Annotated in this window: 9 protein-coding genes; 6 read left to right on the top strand and 3 right to left on the bottom strand. The window is 43.1% G+C overall.

Translation table 11 applies throughout. From position 1 onward, the window contains the following. Window positions 1-144: 144 nt before the first annotated feature. Both HWQ40_RS22810 and rtcA read left to right on the top strand, forming a co-directional pair. On the top strand, window positions 145-1,491 hold the full coding sequence (locus tag HWQ40_RS22810; protein WP_292782168.1) for an FAD-binding oxidoreductase: 1,347 nt from the start codon (window positions 145-147) through the stop codon (window positions 1,489-1,491). A 145-nt stretch (window positions 1,492-1,636) separates the two neighbouring features. Continuing rightward, window positions 1,637-2,692: an RNA 3'-terminal phosphate cyclase gene (rtcA, locus tag HWQ40_RS22805; protein ID WP_292782166.1), complete on the top strand. Its 1,056-nt coding sequence runs from the start codon at window positions 1,637-1,639 to the stop codon at window positions 2,690-2,692. On the opposite strand, the gene HWQ40_RS22800 is transcribed toward rtcA, so the two are convergent. Further along, window positions 2,689-3,486 carry a Rho termination factor gene (locus HWQ40_RS22800; RefSeq protein ID WP_292782164.1) on the bottom strand — a complete coding sequence of 266 codons (798 nt, stop codon included), beginning with the start codon at window positions 3,484-3,486 and terminating at the stop codon, window positions 2,689-2,691. The two genes, rtcA and HWQ40_RS22800, sit on opposite strands and share 4 nt — an antisense overlap. Continuing rightward, window positions 3,483-4,841, bottom strand: coding sequence for an AAA family ATPase (locus HWQ40_RS22795; RefSeq protein WP_292782161.1), 1,359 nt, complete (start codon window positions 4,839-4,841; stop codon window positions 3,483-3,485). Before HWQ40_RS22795 ends, HWQ40_RS22800 begins: the two co-directional genes overlap by 4 nt. A gap of 160 nt (window positions 4,842-5,001) precedes the next feature. On the opposite strand from HWQ40_RS22795, the gene HWQ40_RS22790 reads away from it, so the two are divergent. The 3 genes from HWQ40_RS22790 to HWQ40_RS22780 all read left to right on the top strand — a co-directional run bounded on the left by HWQ40_RS22790 (window position 5,002) and on the right by HWQ40_RS22780 (window position 12,869). Then, window positions 5,002-5,202 (top strand): hypothetical protein, encoded by a 201-nt coding sequence (locus HWQ40_RS22790; RefSeq protein WP_292782158.1) that lies wholly within the window; start codon window positions 5,002-5,004, stop codon window positions 5,200-5,202. A 636-nt stretch (window positions 5,203-5,838) separates the two neighbouring features. Further along, the gene (locus tag HWQ40_RS22785; RefSeq protein ID WP_292782156.1) at window positions 5,839-8,178 is read left to right on the top strand and encodes an EF-hand domain-containing protein; all 2,340 of its coding nucleotides are present in this window, start codon (window positions 5,839-5,841) and stop codon (window positions 8,176-8,178) included. Window positions 8,179-8,582: 404 nt separating this feature from the next. Beyond that, a complete protein-coding gene (locus HWQ40_RS22780) occupies window positions 8,583-12,869 on the top strand; it encodes an ATP-binding protein (protein WP_292782153.1) in 4,287 nt (1,428 codons plus the stop codon). 139 nt (window positions 12,870-13,008) lie between these two features. On the opposite strand, the gene HWQ40_RS22775 is transcribed toward HWQ40_RS22780, so the two are convergent. Next, window positions 13,009-13,176: a hypothetical protein gene (locus tag HWQ40_RS22775; RefSeq protein WP_292782152.1), complete on the bottom strand. Its 168-nt coding sequence runs from the start codon at window positions 13,174-13,176 to the stop codon at window positions 13,009-13,011. A 468-nt stretch (window positions 13,177-13,644) separates the two neighbouring features. On the opposite strand from HWQ40_RS22775, the gene HWQ40_RS22770 reads away from it, so the two are divergent. Further along, window positions 13,645-15,849: an EAL domain-containing protein gene (locus tag HWQ40_RS22770; RefSeq protein WP_292782150.1), complete on the top strand. Its 2,205-nt coding sequence runs from the start codon at window positions 13,645-13,647 to the stop codon at window positions 15,847-15,849. Window positions 15,850-16,139: the final 290 nt, after the last annotated feature.

Below are 16,139 nucleotides of genomic sequence, written 5' to 3'. Positions count from 1 at the left end.
ATGAAAGTTCTGTGAAAGATGAGAGTTAAGATTTTAAAACGCAGTGGGGCGCTGAGGGAAGCGCAAAGGTTCGCAGAGGAGTTAATTCTCTGCGTTCCTTTGCGTAAACCTTTGTGTTTTTCTGAGTTAAAAAAAAGGATATATATGACGACAAAATTAGATGCTCTGATTAATTCTCTAGAAGGTATAGAAACTATTACTGACTCTACCCAAGTTGCAAAATTATCCCAGGATTATCACACTTTTAGCCCTGTGTTAGTGTCGAAACTAGAGGGAAAAGTTGGGGATATCGTAGTGCGTCCCGCTAATGAAGCAGAGGTTTTAAAAGTTGCGGCTGCCTGTGCAAAACATCGTATACCTGTAACTGTGCGAGGCGCGGGAACTGGGAATTATGGGCAATGCGTACCGTTGCACGGTGGCGTAATTTTAGATATGACGCGGTTGCAAGAGATTCTTTGGGTAAAACCGGGAGTGGCACGGGTAGAAGCTGGGGTGAAGTTGGCAGCTTTGGATAAAAAAACACGAGAAATCGGCTGGGAAATTCGTATGGCACCCTCTACGTACCGCACAGCTACAATTGGCGGATTTATTGCTGGGGGGAGCGGGGGTATTGGCTCGATCCAATATGGGTTATTAGCCGATCGCGGTAATATCTTAGCATTGCGGGTGGTAACTGTAGAAGATGAACCCCGTGCGATCGCATTACGCGGCGATGATGTCCAAAAGGTAAATCATGCTTGGGGAATTAATGGCATCATCACTGAAGTCGAAATTCCTTTAGGCCCAGCTTATCCTTGGGCAGAAGTCATTGTCACGTTTGACGACTTTATGACAGCAGCAAAGTTTGGTCAGGCAATTGGCAATGCTGATGGCATGATTAAGAAGTTGATTTCTGTCTTTGCATCCCCAATTTCGCAATATTTTCACGCAGTACAAGAGTATATTCCTGAAGGAACTCACTCAGTATTTTTGATAATTTCTGAACCGAGTTTAGAATTCTTACCGACTTTGGTGCAGCAATACGGCGGACAAATTACATATAAAAAACTAGCCGAGGAAGCAGCCAAAGGTACACATTTAGCAGAATTTAGCTGGAACCACACTACCTTACTTGCCCGGAGTGTAGATACTGGTATTACATACTTACAAAGTCTCTTTCCTAATGATTGCAGTTTGCAACTAGTAGAGCAGATGTATAATTATTTCGGCGATGAGGTAATGATGCATTTAGAATTTTTTCGGGTGAATGGTGTCGTAGTTCCTGGTGCATTGCAACTTGTGCGCTACACCACAGAAGAACGCCTCAATGAAATTATCCGCTATCACGAAGAACGGGGTGTGAGTATTGCCAATCCTCATACGTATATTATTGAAGATGGCGGTAGAAAAGTTATCGATCCTGAGCAGTTAAAATTTAAAGAAATAGTTGATCCTTATGGGTTGATGAACCCCGGTAAAAGCAAGGTTATTCAATTCCAAATTCAAAATTAGCAAACTACAGAAACACATATCAGAATTTTCTCTGTATATTTGTGTAACCTACCTCCAAAAACCTAGTTGTTGGGCGTTTATAATTTGTGGTTTGATTTTAACAGCCGTGGGGATAACCCAAAATCCAACATTCCAATAATCGCCCATGATTGAAATTGACGGTTCCTACGGAGAGGGAGGCGGACAAGTTCTTCGCACTTCCTTAAGTCTAGCCGCCATCACCGGTGAACCCATACGAATTACAGGCATTCGCGCTGGACGTAAAAAACCAGGATTAGCAGCACAACATTTAACAGCAGTTCGGGCGGCGGCAAGAATTTGTAATGCCCAATTACGGGGTGATGCTTTGGGTTCAATGCTGCTGGAATTCATCCCAGGTAGTGCTGTGCAAGCGGGAATTTATACCTTTGATGTTAGTAAAGCACAACAAGGTGGTTCTGCGGGTGCGATCGCTCTAGTTTTACAGACAATTCTCTTACCTTTGGCATTAGCATCTGGTAATTCTTTGGTGACACTAAAGGGTGGAACTCATGTGAACTTTAGCCCGACAGCAACGTACATTGAGCAAGTTTATCTGCCTATACTGCAACGCATGGGTGTAGAAGCTCAAGTCAAGTTAGGCGCTTGGGGGTGGTATCCCCAAGGTGGCGGAGAGGTAGAGTTACAGGTAGATGGCGGTGGTAAACTCGGTGGGATCGACTTGCTGGAACGGGGCGATTTACAACAGGTGCGTGGACTAGCAGTGGTGACGGAATTGCCTTCCCATATTCCGCAACGGATGGCGAATCGTGCGGAGAATTTGTTACGGTCAGCCCATTTAAAAGTTCGTGTACAGACTTTGCGAGAAAGAGGTGTGGCACCTGGGGCAGGTATTTTTTTAACTGCTGAGTATGAGAACAGCTTGACTGGCTTTGGTGGATTTGGGCGTTTGCGGTTGTCGGCGGAAACAGTTGCAGAGATTGCTTGTCAGCAACTGCTTGAGTTTCATTACACCGGCGCACCAGTGGATGAACATTTAGCAGATCAGTTATTATTGCCGGCTGCTTTAGCGTCGCAAGAAAGTCAGTATCGAGTGGCTGAGGTGAGTAGGCATTTGACGACTAATGCAGCGGTTATTGAACAGTTTGGGCTGGCGCAAATAACAGTAGATGAAGCTGAGAAAGTAGTGTCTGTGATTCCTGTAATTAGTGGATCAGATTAGAGACTAAACACTTTTTTAAGAGTCTTGATTTTTGTAGCATCAATGCCACATTCAAGTTTAGAGATAGGATTTAAGCTTTTCCATTTGCCTTTACTAGCACTGAATATAATATCAGATGATTTTTCTATATCAATAGCTTCAAAACCATCTATTTTAGATTTTGACAAATAAATCAAACGAGTAAACACTTCATCTCTTGTTGCAGATTTGATACTCACAATTTCTGGTGTTGGTAACGGCGGTGAAGGTGGTAATGATGAAAGAAAGAATACTTTTGCAAGAGCATCCAACTTTTTGCCTTTAGTAATTCCACATTTTAAGGTAAGAATAGGGTTAAAATTAGACCAAGTTTTGCGATTAGACTCTGCAATTCGGTTTGTGGCAACAATAGGATCTACACCCTTTAAGGCACTACTTGGTTCTGATATTAAGTATTTAAGTGCGGCTAGAATAGTATCTCGTGATGCTGTATTCAAATTTACTTTAGGTAAAACTTCTCTAGCTAAAATTTTCGCCTGCTCAATACTTTGAGATTCTGGTGAGATGACTATGCACCAGACTCGCTCTAACTTAGCTTGTTGAGCAACTGCATATACAAAATGATTACTAACAACTTGATATTGATAGTCACCAATTTCTTTAACAATAACAGGAATCCAATTTCGGCCATCAGCTTTTAAAACGGTTTCTGCTGCTGCTTTGATGATAAATTCTGATTCGGAAAACTTCTCTCCAGCTTTAATCTCAGTTAACTTCAGATGCATTAGTTTGCCAATATTATCAAAATCACTCATAAAATAAAGTACTCCTTAGCTAGTTCGAGGTAATATTTTGCAGCTGTAGAATCTTTAAAAGCTGCTGGAATTCGAGCGAAGGCTGCACCTGCTACAATTGCATAACTAGGCAGACTGAATATTTTGGTATTGGTGTCATCTTTTATATACTTAGGATAAAAATAAGGAAGTAAATTAAACTTCGATGCTTTGATCTCTTTAGTAATAATAGCTACAATTTCCTGATTTGCTATTTTAAGCTGAGGAGGAGTGATATTTTCACCATTAAAAAATATAGGTAAGGCGATTGGCCCACCATCTTGTCTAGCTGCCTTAACTTTTGGTACTAACTCTTTAATTACTTTAGCTGCATTATCTAGGGATGCTAAATTATTGTGCTTTGTAGGTATCAAAACGGCATCACACGCGTAGAGGCTACTTTGACTAAAAAACATCCAGTTTGTCGGACAGTCAATGAATATATAATCATATTCATACACCAAAGCTTTCAGAACATCTTTTAACCTAGCAGACCCCTTTTCAATTCTTGTAGCTAAGTCTTGTTCTGTAAAATTTCCCAGTTTTGAATCTGCGGGAATAACGTCAAACTTTAATGATTTGCCAGATTTAAATTTGACTGGAAATGGTTGAATTGTATCATGAATATCTAAATCTCTATCGGATAGACAATCATATAAACTAATTTCTCTTACTTCTAAACCAAGAGATTTAGTTAAATCTCCTTGTTGTGGATCAAAGTCAATTACTAAAACTTGCTTTCCTTGTTGTGCAAGAGTCGCTGCTAAATTAACAGTTGTTGTAGTTTTGCCCACACCTCCTTTGTTGTTGTAAACACAAACAGTTAAAGCTTTGGGCGGATTGTGAATTAAATTTTTGACGTTGGAAACAATAGCATTAATATTATCTTTTTTAATTAAAATACTTGGAGTTGCAGGAAATATAACTTTTCCATGTCGCCGGAATAACTGAATATGAACTGAGTTAGTAATAATGCCCCATTGAGATGTGTTGCATTTAGAAGCAAGTAAATATCTTTTTATTTGCTCTCTAGTGTTTATATATTGAGGAGTGCCTTCTGATAAATTAATCTTGGCTCCTGAGCCTGTTGCTCGTGCCTTAACTTCAACAAGTAAATAGGGATTAGTCTTAGAGAACAAAAAATTATCACCATCAGTATTTTTGCGAGCAGCAAAATCTACTATCCCATTTCCTGTAGAAAATTGTGGAACCTGCTCTTGTTGATTAAATCCCAGTGCTTCTATAAAGCCTTCTACAAATCTCTTGCTGATAAGCGCCTCATTACTCTCATCAGGCAAAATGTTGTCTAAAATCTGGTTCCAGTCTGTAAGTAGCATCACTTAATAAGCAAACGGGAACAATAACAAAACCGTTTGTTTGATTAATTGAATCAAATTTGTTACTTAATCGACCTCAGTATTTTTAACTAATTGAATTGATTGCTATATTAAAGCTTTTCCCTAAAAGCAGGACTCTTGCATCTAGTAAATTATACTCTTGGATAAACCTCTGAGCTTCGTCGATAAACCTTTGAACTTTGTGGATAAACCTTTGAACTTTGTGGATGAACCTTTGAACTTTGTGGATGAACCTTTGAACTTTGTGGATGAACCTTTGAGCTTTGTGGATGAACGTTTGAACTCTGTAAATGAACCTTTAAGCTTCATCAACGATATGTGGCATCATCTTCACGACTAACATCTGCCAAGCGCTGAACACCCACGTATCGTTTGAAGAAAGCGCCTAGATAGTTTTCGAGCACGCTTATATTTCATCGCCCAATGACATTTACAGTAGGTAGATATTTTAAGATACTACAAAATATTTTTTGCAAAAGACCTAATTTTTGTCAAGATCGTGCATGGAGTGTTCAGCAAAATAGAAATTTACCCTATTCCCAACACTAGAAATAAGGCAAAGGCATTTTTATAAGGGAAGATAGAAAATTTTTGAGAAGTATAGCAGCGTAAATAATTAAAGGTTTGTAGTGATGATTTTAGTCCTCTCTGCGAGACGCTACGCGAACAAATCAGGGCTGAAACACTTACCATAAAATAATCTTTATATTTTTTATATTACTTAATATAGTTTGATTTATTCTCGCTGACTTAGTTAGTTTATCTAGGAGCATTTGCAATTAAACTCGTAAAGCTGCATTTATTGCAACAATAAGCAACTGAAAAATTTACTAGGCGACTGCAAGTAAGGTTGAGACTAAGTTCAGTCGTTCCTAATACTTGCTATTTACCTAACATAACTAGACAGCATTGAAGTAGCTGTTAGAAAACATGGTAATAAATTTATTAGTGACAGATATAGAATTGGAACAAAACCATGATTGATGAACAAGAAATAGAAAAATTGTGGCAAGCTTTCAAAGTATTAGACGTAGACGGCAACGGAGCGATCTCAACCGAGGAACTAGGGGAGGTAATGCGATCGCTAGGACAAAATCCCACGGAAGCGGGACTGCGTGACTTGATTAAGGAGATTGACGTTGACTTGTCAGGCACTATTGACTTTGAAGAATTTAAAACACTGATGATCGCGAAAGTAGGCGATCGCCAAAGCCGCCTCAAGTTAGCGTTCAGCGCCTTTGATGAGGACGGTAGCGGTCAAATTACTGCCGTTGAGTTGCGGACAGTCATGAGTCAGTTTGGGCTGACAGACGCTGAATTGAATGAAATGTTAGGGGAAGTAGATCATGATGGCGATGGCTCAATTGACTTTGAGGAATTCTGTAAGCTAGTACCAGAGGAGTCTGAAAACAAAACTGGTTATCAAGACTCACCGATTTCCCTTAACAGTTCGCTCAAAACAGCGGCTACTTCCAATGAGACAGCAGCAGCAGCTACCACCCAACCGATACAAGAAGCAACGACTCCAGAGTTGGCACAGCTAAGAGAACAGTTAGCACAACACCCAAACTCACCGAATCAGAAAAAAAGCGGTACGTCTCCCTTACAAATGCAGATTGGTCTGTTTCGTTTGATTCAAGGAGCAGCCTACCGCAGTTTCCGTGAGAGTTTCTCTGCAAATCACGAAACTCATTTGCGGGTGAAAAACTTGCCATACAGAATTACTGATTTTGTGGAGTTTGTTAAACAAGCGATCGCACTGTATAAAGCATTAGGTATAGTATCCGAGGATTGCTACCCCGTCCTAGATGCAGTGGTTAAATCGGTTGCTGATGAATATGCCCGATTGCAGGAGCGGATCAAAAACTGGCAAACAGTGGCAAAGACACCAGAAATGTTGGCAGAACAGCAAGCGATTTTAGAGGCGCGGAGTAAATTTGCCAATGTCAAAGAAAAGTTTGCTGCCGGAGTCGAGTTTGCAATTACGATCAAAAAGAAAAGTCTTAGCCTGGGTGACATCGTAGAAGGTGTGCTGGCGATTAACGAACTTAATCGTCTGAGGGGAATAGAACTGAACGAAGAAATGGCTCCACCACCAACTAAATCTGCGGGAAATCCAAAAGACTATTTGAACAAGTGGAACCGCATCATTCTCTCTCAGGCAACTGAGGAAATAGATGGTGCAATCATGCCAGTAGCATACTGGTATGAAGACTTTATGCCGAAGTTGTTGGCAGCGTTTAGTGTTTCTAGCACAGCAGATATACAAAACAACACCGTACCCGACCAGGCGGCTTTGGATGAATGGTATCAGTGTACAAAAAACTCAGGAGAATTTAACCGCTACGGGGCGGATGTTGCCGAAAATTTTCCCCGTTGCACTCCCAAACAGAAATTGATACTCAAACAAGCATGGCGGTTAACGCATCACTACCTGAATGGAGTGCAGAAACGCCGCGAACGCCTAGAGTTTGGGCGAGAATCAGGTGCGCTATCGCAGTATGTAGCATTCATTGATGTCTATCTAGATCGGACTGAAGTGAAGGATTCCCAAATGCGAGTCAGTTTCCCCTACTACATTGGTCCGGCAGTGTGGCGCTTTTTCCATACCACGGCTGAGATTGTGTGTACCAAGACATCAGAACAGCAAAAAGCCGCAGTAGCAATCTTCAAAGATTTCTTCCAACTGTTTGCCACAATGTACCCCTGTCCTTACTGCCGCCACCACCTGAATATGTACGTTGTCCAAAATAAGGAAGTGGATATGTATCCTGTAGAATACCTGGTGCTTGGGCGCGATCCCAACCTGACTGACTTTGAGGTATCATTGGAGGCGAAATTATCCACCGTGGTAGATGGTTCCTCCCTGCGGTTATTCTTCTGGAAACTGCATAACACCGTTTCTTCTTCCATTGCGCGATCAGAAGAATGGTATCACAAGGATGAGAAAGCGTTCTACACCACCCGCTTTTGGCCTAGCCTTGACTCTGAGTTAGCAAGAGCCAATGCACTCAAATACACCAGCATAGAAACTGCTCGGATCTACAACATCTACGGAATTCTCAAGCCATTGGCACGGCTGACAGGGGTAAAAACGGAATTGCCAAAGCTGCTGGAGAAGGGCGATGCAAACAATCTCAAGGAAGCGTGTATAGTTGCACAGAACCACATCAAGGATTTAGAGGAAGCTGTCATTATCGGACAGTTTCTCCAAGAGACATACTACTTTGAGCCTAGCCTTGTGGATAAACCTCCACTCTTCACCCCTGAAGAAGAAGAGTTTGCCCGAACTGGTATGTTTACAGAAACGATTTAAAAACTTAGGAATGTTTTAATTCCCCTCCTTCAAAGTTTCGTCGGCAGGGGAATTTTAGCGCGACCCATTAAAACCCGTCTGCTTGACCTACAGTGTGCCAAATGCTTGTGGCTAGCGCCGTTGCAACATTATGGATTGTCTAATGAGAATCGCCCTTGGTAGCTTGAAATATCGATGATATAAAGGAGAAAATAAAAATAGCCAAAGTAGAAACTTGCCCCAAAAAGGCAATTTCAATGTTTTGAAAAGTCACAGCAGAGTTGGCATCTCACGCTGTATATGCCTTTGAATATCCTCTAAAATGACTCTTTAGAAGCGTAAAGGTCTAATTTATAGAGGATTTTTCCTAAAAGACAACCACCGATGTAGCCTGTAACCGACACATGATTAATCGAGAGGAATTAATGAAGAACGAGTCAACGTTAGCAAGCAACGCCGACGTAAATTTCCTTATCGGTGGAGGTGAAATGGGTGCTAGGATGCGAGAACAGGATTGGTCAAAAACGTCCCTTGGCCCAACACAGCACTGGCCACAGAGTTTGAAGACTGCCGTGCGAATTATGCTAACTTCCCGTCAACCTATGTTTGTTTGGTGGGGCGAGGAACTGATTAACCTTTACAACGACGCTTACAAGGCGATTATTGGCGGCAAACATCCAGAAGCACTTGGGCAGCCAGCTTCATACGTGTGGCGGGAAATTTGGGATCAGGTTGCGCCTCGCGCCGAATCAGCGATGCTGAAGAATGAGGGTACTTACGACGAAGCGCTGCTGCTAATTATGGAGCGCAACGGCTACCCAGAAGAAACCTATTATACTTTTTCATATAGCCCGGTTCCTAATGACCAGGGCGACACAGGTGGGATCATCTGCGCCAACACAGACGACACGCAGCGGATTATCAGTGAGCGTCAGTTGGCACTTTTGCGCGAACTAGCGGCGAGGACGGCAGACGCGCGGACATTTGATGAAGCCTGTACGCTAAGTGCGAGTTGTCTGGAGAGCAACCCTTACGATCTCCCTTTCGCAATGATTTATCTGGTCGATCCCGATAAGCAGGAAGTTTTTCTGGCTGGAACGTGCCGCATCGAGCAAAACCACATAGCAGTTCCAGAAACAGTGGCTCTCGATGCTGATGGGGTTTGGCCCTTTGCGGAAGTGATTAAAACGCATCGGCCAAAATTAATTTCTGATTTGGAAGTGTCTTTTAGTAGTCTACCCTGTGGCGTTTGGCAGCGATCGCCCCACGAAGCGATCGCAGTACCCATTGCCCCATCCGGTCAAACTGGAAAAGCTGGTATATTAATCGCTGGTTTGAACCCCTTCAGGCTATTCGACGACAATTATCAAGGATTCATTGATTTAGTTGCGGCTCAAATTGCAGCCAGCATCGCTAACGCCCAAGCTTACGAAGAAGAACGCAAACGCGCTGAAGCCTTGGCAGAAATCGATCGCGCCAAAACCGTCTTTTTCAGCAACGTCAGCCATGAGTTCCGTACCCCACTTACCCTGATGTTGGGGCCATTAGAGGACACCTTAACCACTTGTGCTACTCTGCTTCCAGCCAAAAAACAAGAGCAGCTAGAAATGGTGCAACGCAACGGACTTCGGCTGCTGAAACTGGTCAACAGCTTGCTAGATTTTTCACGCATTGAAGCCGGAAGGGTTCAAGCCTCTTATGAACCCACCAACCTTGCCACCTTCACCGCAGAACTAGCTAGTGTATTTCGTTCAGCAGTAGAACGGGCAGGGATGCAGTTATTAGTCAATTGTCCTTCCCTGCCAGCACCAGTGTATGTAGATCGGGAGATGTGGGAAAAAATTGTTCTTAACCTGCTCTCGAATGCCTTCAAGTTCACGATGGCTGGAGAAATTGCAGTCAGTTTGCAGTGGTCAAATGACCATATTGAGTTTGCAGTCAAAGACACAGGAATCGGTATTCCAGCCGCAGAAATCCCCCACCTTTTTGAACGATTCCACCGCGTCAAAGGGGCGCAAGGACGAACTTTTGAAGGGTCAGGAATTGGATTATCACTGGTGCAAGAATTGGTGCAAATGCATGGTGGAACAGTTGATGTTACCAGTCTTCTCGGAGTAGGCAGTTGCTTTACTGTATCAATTCCAACAGGATATGCTCATTTGCCTCCAGACCGGATTAGTGCCCCGCGAACTTTAGCTTCAACTGCATTAGGTGCAACACCTTATTTAGAAGAAGCCCTGCGGTGGCTACCGGAAGAAGCAGGGGAGCAGGGGAGCCAGTGCGTTGCGGAGGTTCCCTCCGTTGTAGCAACTGGCGTGAGCAGGGGGGCAGGGGAGAAGGAAGTATTTTTCCCTCTGCCCCTCTGCCCCTCTGCTCCCTCTGCCCGAATTCTTCTAGTTGACGACAACGCAGATATGCGTGATTATGTCAATCGGCTATTAAGTCAGCAATATGAAGTGGAAGCAATGCCAGACGGTTTAGCTGCTTTGGATTCTGCTCGTGGACATGTCCCAGATTTGGTACTGACAGATGTTATGATGCCTGGATTAGATGGCTTTGGACTGCTGCAAGCATTACGAGCCGATCCGCTGACGCAAAAAGTTCCAATCATTCTGTTGTCGGCACGGGCAGGGGAAGAGGCACGGGTGGAAGGGTTAGAAGCGGGAGCCGATGATTATCTGATTAAACCTTTCTCTGCCCGTGAATTGTTGGCGCGGGTAGAAGCAGCCCTAAAAATGGCTCGTCTCCGCCAAGAGGCAATGGAACGCGAGCAAGGGTTGCGAATTGAAGCTGAGGTCGCCAAAGCACACCTAGAGACTGTCATAGCTGGCATCCAAGACCAGTTCTTTGTGTTGGATCGAGAGTGGCGTTATACCTTTGTCAACGATCGCGTAGCAGATGTTGTTGGCATCCCAAAAGAAGAGTTGTTAGGCAAGATCGTTTGGGAAGTTTTTCCCGATATGGTTCAAAGCGAGTTTGATACCCAGGTTCATCGAGCGATTGTCCAAAACACTGTTGTTCAGTTTGAATACTTTTATGCACCTTGGCAGCGCTGGTTTGAGAATCGCATCTACCCCTTTGTAGAAGGAGTCAGCATTTTTGTTACAGACATTAGCGATCGCAAACAGGCAGAAAAAGCACTTCGTGAAAGCGAAGAAAAGTTCCGCAACATGGCTGATAATGCCCCCTTCATGGTTTGGGTAACAGACGCCAATAGCCACTGCACCTATCTCAGTCAAAGCTGGTACGATTTTACAGGTCAGACCGAGGAAATAGGTCTGGGATTTGGCTGGTTAAATGCTGTGCATCCAGAGGACAGCAATTATGCTAAGAATATTTTTTTGGAAGCTAATAGGAGTTGCTCGGCTTTCCGTTTGGAGTACCGCTTGCGGCGCAAAGATGGCAAATATCGCTCTTGCATCGATGCGGCTAATCCGTGGTTTGGAATGGACGGTCAGTTTAAAGGTTACATCGGCTCAGTAATTGACATTACCGAACGCAAAGTCGCAGAAGCCGAACGCGATCGCCTCCTAGAACTTGAGCAAGCTGCCAGAACTGAAGCCGAAAAAGCCAACCGGATTAAAGATGAGTTTCTGGCGGTGCTTTCCCATGAATTGCGATCGCCTCTCAATCCGATTCTTGGTTGGGCGAGACTCTTGCAGACTCGTGAGTTTGACACAGCAGGATTGAAGAAAGCGATCGCAACTATTGAGCGGAATGCTCAATTACAAGCTCAACTAATTGAAGATTTGCTTGATGTCTCTCGGATCTTACAAGGCAAGCTCAACCTGAAGATGTTACCTGTCAACCTAGTACTTGTGATTGAGGGGGGATTGGAAACAGTCCGTTTGGCAGCAGAAGCTAAAAATATTCAAATTCAGACGATGCTGGATGCTTCTTTCGGGCAAGTTTTGGGTGATTCCGGTCGTTTACAACAAGTTATTTGGAATCTCTTATCGAATGCTGTTAAATTCACTCCTGAAGGAGGAAAAATTGATATTCAACTAGAGCGCCTTGACGCTCAAGCTCAGATTACCGTCAGCGACACAGGTAAGGGAATCAGCCCTGACTTCCTCCCTTATGTATTTGAATATTTTCGTCAGGCTGATGGCACGACAACCCGAAAATTTGGTGGATTGGGATTAGGGTTAGCAATTGTGCGTCATTTGATCGAATTACATGGCGGCACGATTTGGGCAGAAAGTTTAGGTGAAGGGCAAGGAGCTATTTTCCGAGTCAGGCTACCACTAATTAAAAAAGATTTAACTGCAAAACAAAACATAAATGTTGCTGCATTAAATCCTTCTCCTCCAACTGAAATCCTTGCAGGCATCCAAATCTTAGTTGTAGATGATGACGATGATACCCGTGACTTCCACACATTTGTACTAGAACAGGCTGGAGCAATAGTGACAGCAGTGACATCAGCAAAAGAAGCACTACAAGTCTTGGCAGAGTCAGAACCAGATATGCTACTTAGTGATATTGGGATGCCAGAGATGGATGGCTATATGCTAATGCGCCAAGTTAAAGCATTGCAGGCAAACCAAGCCAAACAAATTCCGGCGATCGCTTTAACTGCTTATGCCGGAGAAATCAATCAGCAACAAGCACTTGAATCAGGCTTTCAAAAGCATCTTTCCAAACCCGTCGAACCAGATGAGTTAGTCAAGGCAATTGCAACTCTAATTGGTAGAAGTGGGAATGTCTGAGTATTCAGTCGCGGTGCATAAACTGCGTAAATATCCCTACACGAGAAATTGATAAATTTATTCGTGGAAGAAATACCAACATTAGATATTTTCCCCAAAACCATTCAATAGACCACTTGCACAAATGCAAAATTCGCCCTCATCCCCCCAATACTGTTCGGTTAAGGCAAGAGACGCGATGAATCGCCGTCTCTACAATAATCAATCTTTCGTCTTGACGGCGATTTATCGCGTCTTTGTGATGATTTATCGCATCTTTGCGATCTAGAATTTTCATCAAAAAACCTAACCGAACCGTATTGCTCATCCCCCAACCCCTTCTCCCAAAATAGGGACAAGGGGAGCCAATTTCAAAGTCCCTCTCCCAATTTTGGGAGAGGGATTTAGGGTGAAAGCTCTTTGATTCATGGCTTAATTTATTAACTTGTTTCAAAGATTTTGTTGTTTATTGAGGTAGATTCATTCTTCAAAAAGATATATTTACTCTGAATTAATATAGCTAATAGCTGTTCCTAATCTTGCTGATTTTGCCTTTTTTTTGTAACTTAAATTGTTAATATAACTCCTCATTCTGTTGCTTAATTGCACAAAACATATCGGCAATTACTTGGGCTTTTAGTATAAATTTTGGTATGTGTTCCTGAGTCACTTACTCAGCTAAATTATTCAGCTTACTTAACTCATCAAATCTTCACGTATTTGAAGTATAGTTTATCTTTTACACTAAAAATAGTGGGAATAATAGAGTAAATCGGATTGAGCAAATTATTTAGCTATGAGCCAAATATGTCCTATCTCCAAAACCTGTGCTTGTCGCAATGTTGCACGCTGCCGGACTAAGGAAGCAGGTAGGCTCTTTCTCTGGTTCCCCGTTTCACATACCCTGATAAAAGTCACCTCCTACCTACAGCAGTTTGCCCTTAAGTATGAACTGATGCACGAGCGACCAGGTTTGAGTTTGGAGTGTAGACCCGGACAGTCCCTAGAAATTGCTCGTAACCTGGCCAAACTACTTGCACCAAGAGAATTAAAAGAGACGCAAGTCCTTTTCATTGAAGGCACTTTCCAACCTCAACTCCATGATTTTAGTGACATAGCCTCATTACAACGCTTCATTAAGTTGAACCAATCCGACTGGCTGGTTGAAATGCTGGCAACGGAACGATTCACCAGTTACTTCCAACCAATTGTCTCAATTAACGATACATCGCAAATTTTTGGATATGAATCGCTCTTGCGAGGGCTGGATGAACAAGGCAATTTAGTGCTACCAACACCAATTGTGGAGTTAGCAACCGAAGCCGGACTTCTACCACAACTCGACCAAGTTGCTCGTCTGAGCACAATCACTCAATTCAGCCGCTATCAAGTGAGTGGGCACATCTTCATCAATTTTGCACCAACGTCACTTTATGACCCAGTTTTTTGCCTACGTAGTACGGTAGAGGCAATTGATACTGCCGGAATTTCCCACGATCGCGTTGTTTTTGAAGTCGTAGAGTCAGACAATCCTCAAGATTTAGCCCACCTCAAGGCAGTGCTTCAATACTACCGGAGTGAAGGGTTTTTAATCGCTCTTGACGATCTCGGTTCTGGCTATTCCAGCCTCAACTTGCTGCATCAGTTACGTCCAGACTTTATCAAGCTGGATATGGAGTTAATTCGAGATGTACATCAAGACCTTTACAAAGCTTCGATTACCGAGAAGCTTCTAGAGATTACTCAAAAGTTAAACATTCAGACCGTTGCTGAAGGAATTGAGTGCATTGAGGAACTGAATTGGTTGCGAGAACGAGGTGCAAATCTTGCTCAAGGCTATTTAATTGGTAAACCCAGTGCAGCGCCTGTCACCACAACCCCTTACTTTGAGCAGATCGCGTTAACTGTAGCATCGGCACATTCTAAGCAGGTTGAGCATGTCCAACACCAAAGCGAGTCTGAGCGAATTGTCGCAGCTGTGACGCAGCGCATTCGCCAATCGTTGGAGTTAGACGAGATTTTGCAAATCACAGCAACGGAAGTGCGACAACTGTTTGAGGTAGACCGAGTGCTGATTTACCAGTTTGAGCCAGACTGGAGTGGGTTAGTCGCTGTAGAATCCTTAGCAGAAGGGTGCATGTCGATTTTTGGATTTCACGTCATGGATACCTGCTTTCAATCCACGCATGCAGCTTACTATCAACAAGGTAACACCAGAGCGATCGAAGACATTGAAAATGCGGGTCTATCACCGTGTCATGTTGACCTCCTCAGAAGTCTGCAAATCCGGGCAAACCTTGTCGTACCAATTTTGCAGCAAGGGTGTTTGTGGGGATTATTGATTGCTCACCAATGCCGTCATCCCAGACAATGGCAGCAATCGGAGATTAACTTGTTTAACCAGTTGGCAGGTCAAGCTGCGATCGCTATTCAGCAATCAGAACTTTACCACCAATTACAACAAGCAAACCAGGAATTACAGCGCCTTGCCTGTTCCGATGGTCTAACCCAAGTGGCAAATCGACGCTGCTTTGATGACACATTAAACACGCAGTGGCAATGGTTGGCACGAGAGCAAGGTTCGTTATCTTTGATTTTGTGTGATGTCGATTACTTTAAGCTTTACAACGATACGCATGGACATCTGGCAGGAGATGATGCACTTAGACAGGTTGCTAAGGCAATATCTCAGACAGTTAAACACCCCGCTGATTTAGTTGCTCGTTATGGCGGAGAAGAGTTTGCAGTTATTTTGCCGAATACTGATATTGAAGGGGCCATTGCAGTTGCAAGAGATATTCAGATCAATGTTAGTGCATTACAAATGCCTCATCCCCATTCTCAGGTCAGTGAATTCATTACCCTAAGTCTTGGTGTGGCAACCATCACTCCTCATAGCCAATTATCTCCTGCAACCTTAATTGCTGCTGCTGACCAAGGACTCTACCAGGCAAAAGCACAAGGAAGAAATTGTCTGGTGCAGAAGGATTGTGAGAGCTGATATTAAATAAGCTGATGCGCTTGTAAGTTGCATAGTTCAAATCGCTAGAAAGATGTAAAGACGCGGATATACGGGGACGAAAAGACACATTAATCTCATGTTCGGGTGAATACTTGTCATACTTCGATTTATTCTCACTTACTTAGAGTCGGTGAAGATAAAACGAAAAGTGAACGTGTGAATAAAATGTTAATGGCTTGACAAGTTGTGATTATATGAAATAATAATCATCTATGTATAGAAAAACCTTGATAATTTCAATAAATTTTCATATACAACTGTTAAAAAAA

Source organism: Nostoc sp. NMS9 (assembly GCF_017114995.1).
GTDB lineage: Bacteria > Cyanobacteriota > Cyanobacteriia > Cyanobacteriales > Nostocaceae > Nostoc.
Note: the sequence above shows the minus strand (reverse complement) of the source record. Positions and strands in the feature narration are given on the sequence as shown.

Coding starts and splice junctions, on each gene's coding strand:
- HWQ40_RS22810 (WP_292782168.1), top strand. CDS start 145: ATGACGACAAAATTAGATGCTCTGATTAATTCTCTAGAAGGTATAGAA.
- rtcA (WP_292782166.1), top strand. CDS start 1,637: ATGATTGAAATTGACGGTTCCTACGGAGAGGGAGGCGGACAAGTTCTT.
- HWQ40_RS22800 (WP_292782164.1), bottom strand. CDS start 3,486: ATGAGTGATTTTGATAATATTGGCAAACTAATGCATCTGAAGTTAACT.
- HWQ40_RS22795 (WP_292782161.1), bottom strand. CDS start 4,841: ATGCTACTTACAGACTGGAACCAGATTTTAGACAACATTTTGCCTGAT.
- HWQ40_RS22785 (WP_292782156.1), top strand. CDS start 5,839: ATGATTGATGAACAAGAAATAGAAAAATTGTGGCAAGCTTTCAAAGTA.
- HWQ40_RS22780 (WP_292782153.1), top strand. CDS start 8,583: ATGAAGAACGAGTCAACGTTAGCAAGCAACGCCGACGTAAATTTCCTT.
- HWQ40_RS22775 (WP_292782152.1), bottom strand. CDS start 13,176: ATGAGCAATACGGTTCGGTTAGGTTTTTTGATGAAAATTCTAGATCGC.
- HWQ40_RS22770 (WP_292782150.1), top strand. CDS start 13,645: ATGAGCCAAATATGTCCTATCTCCAAAACCTGTGCTTGTCGCAATGTT.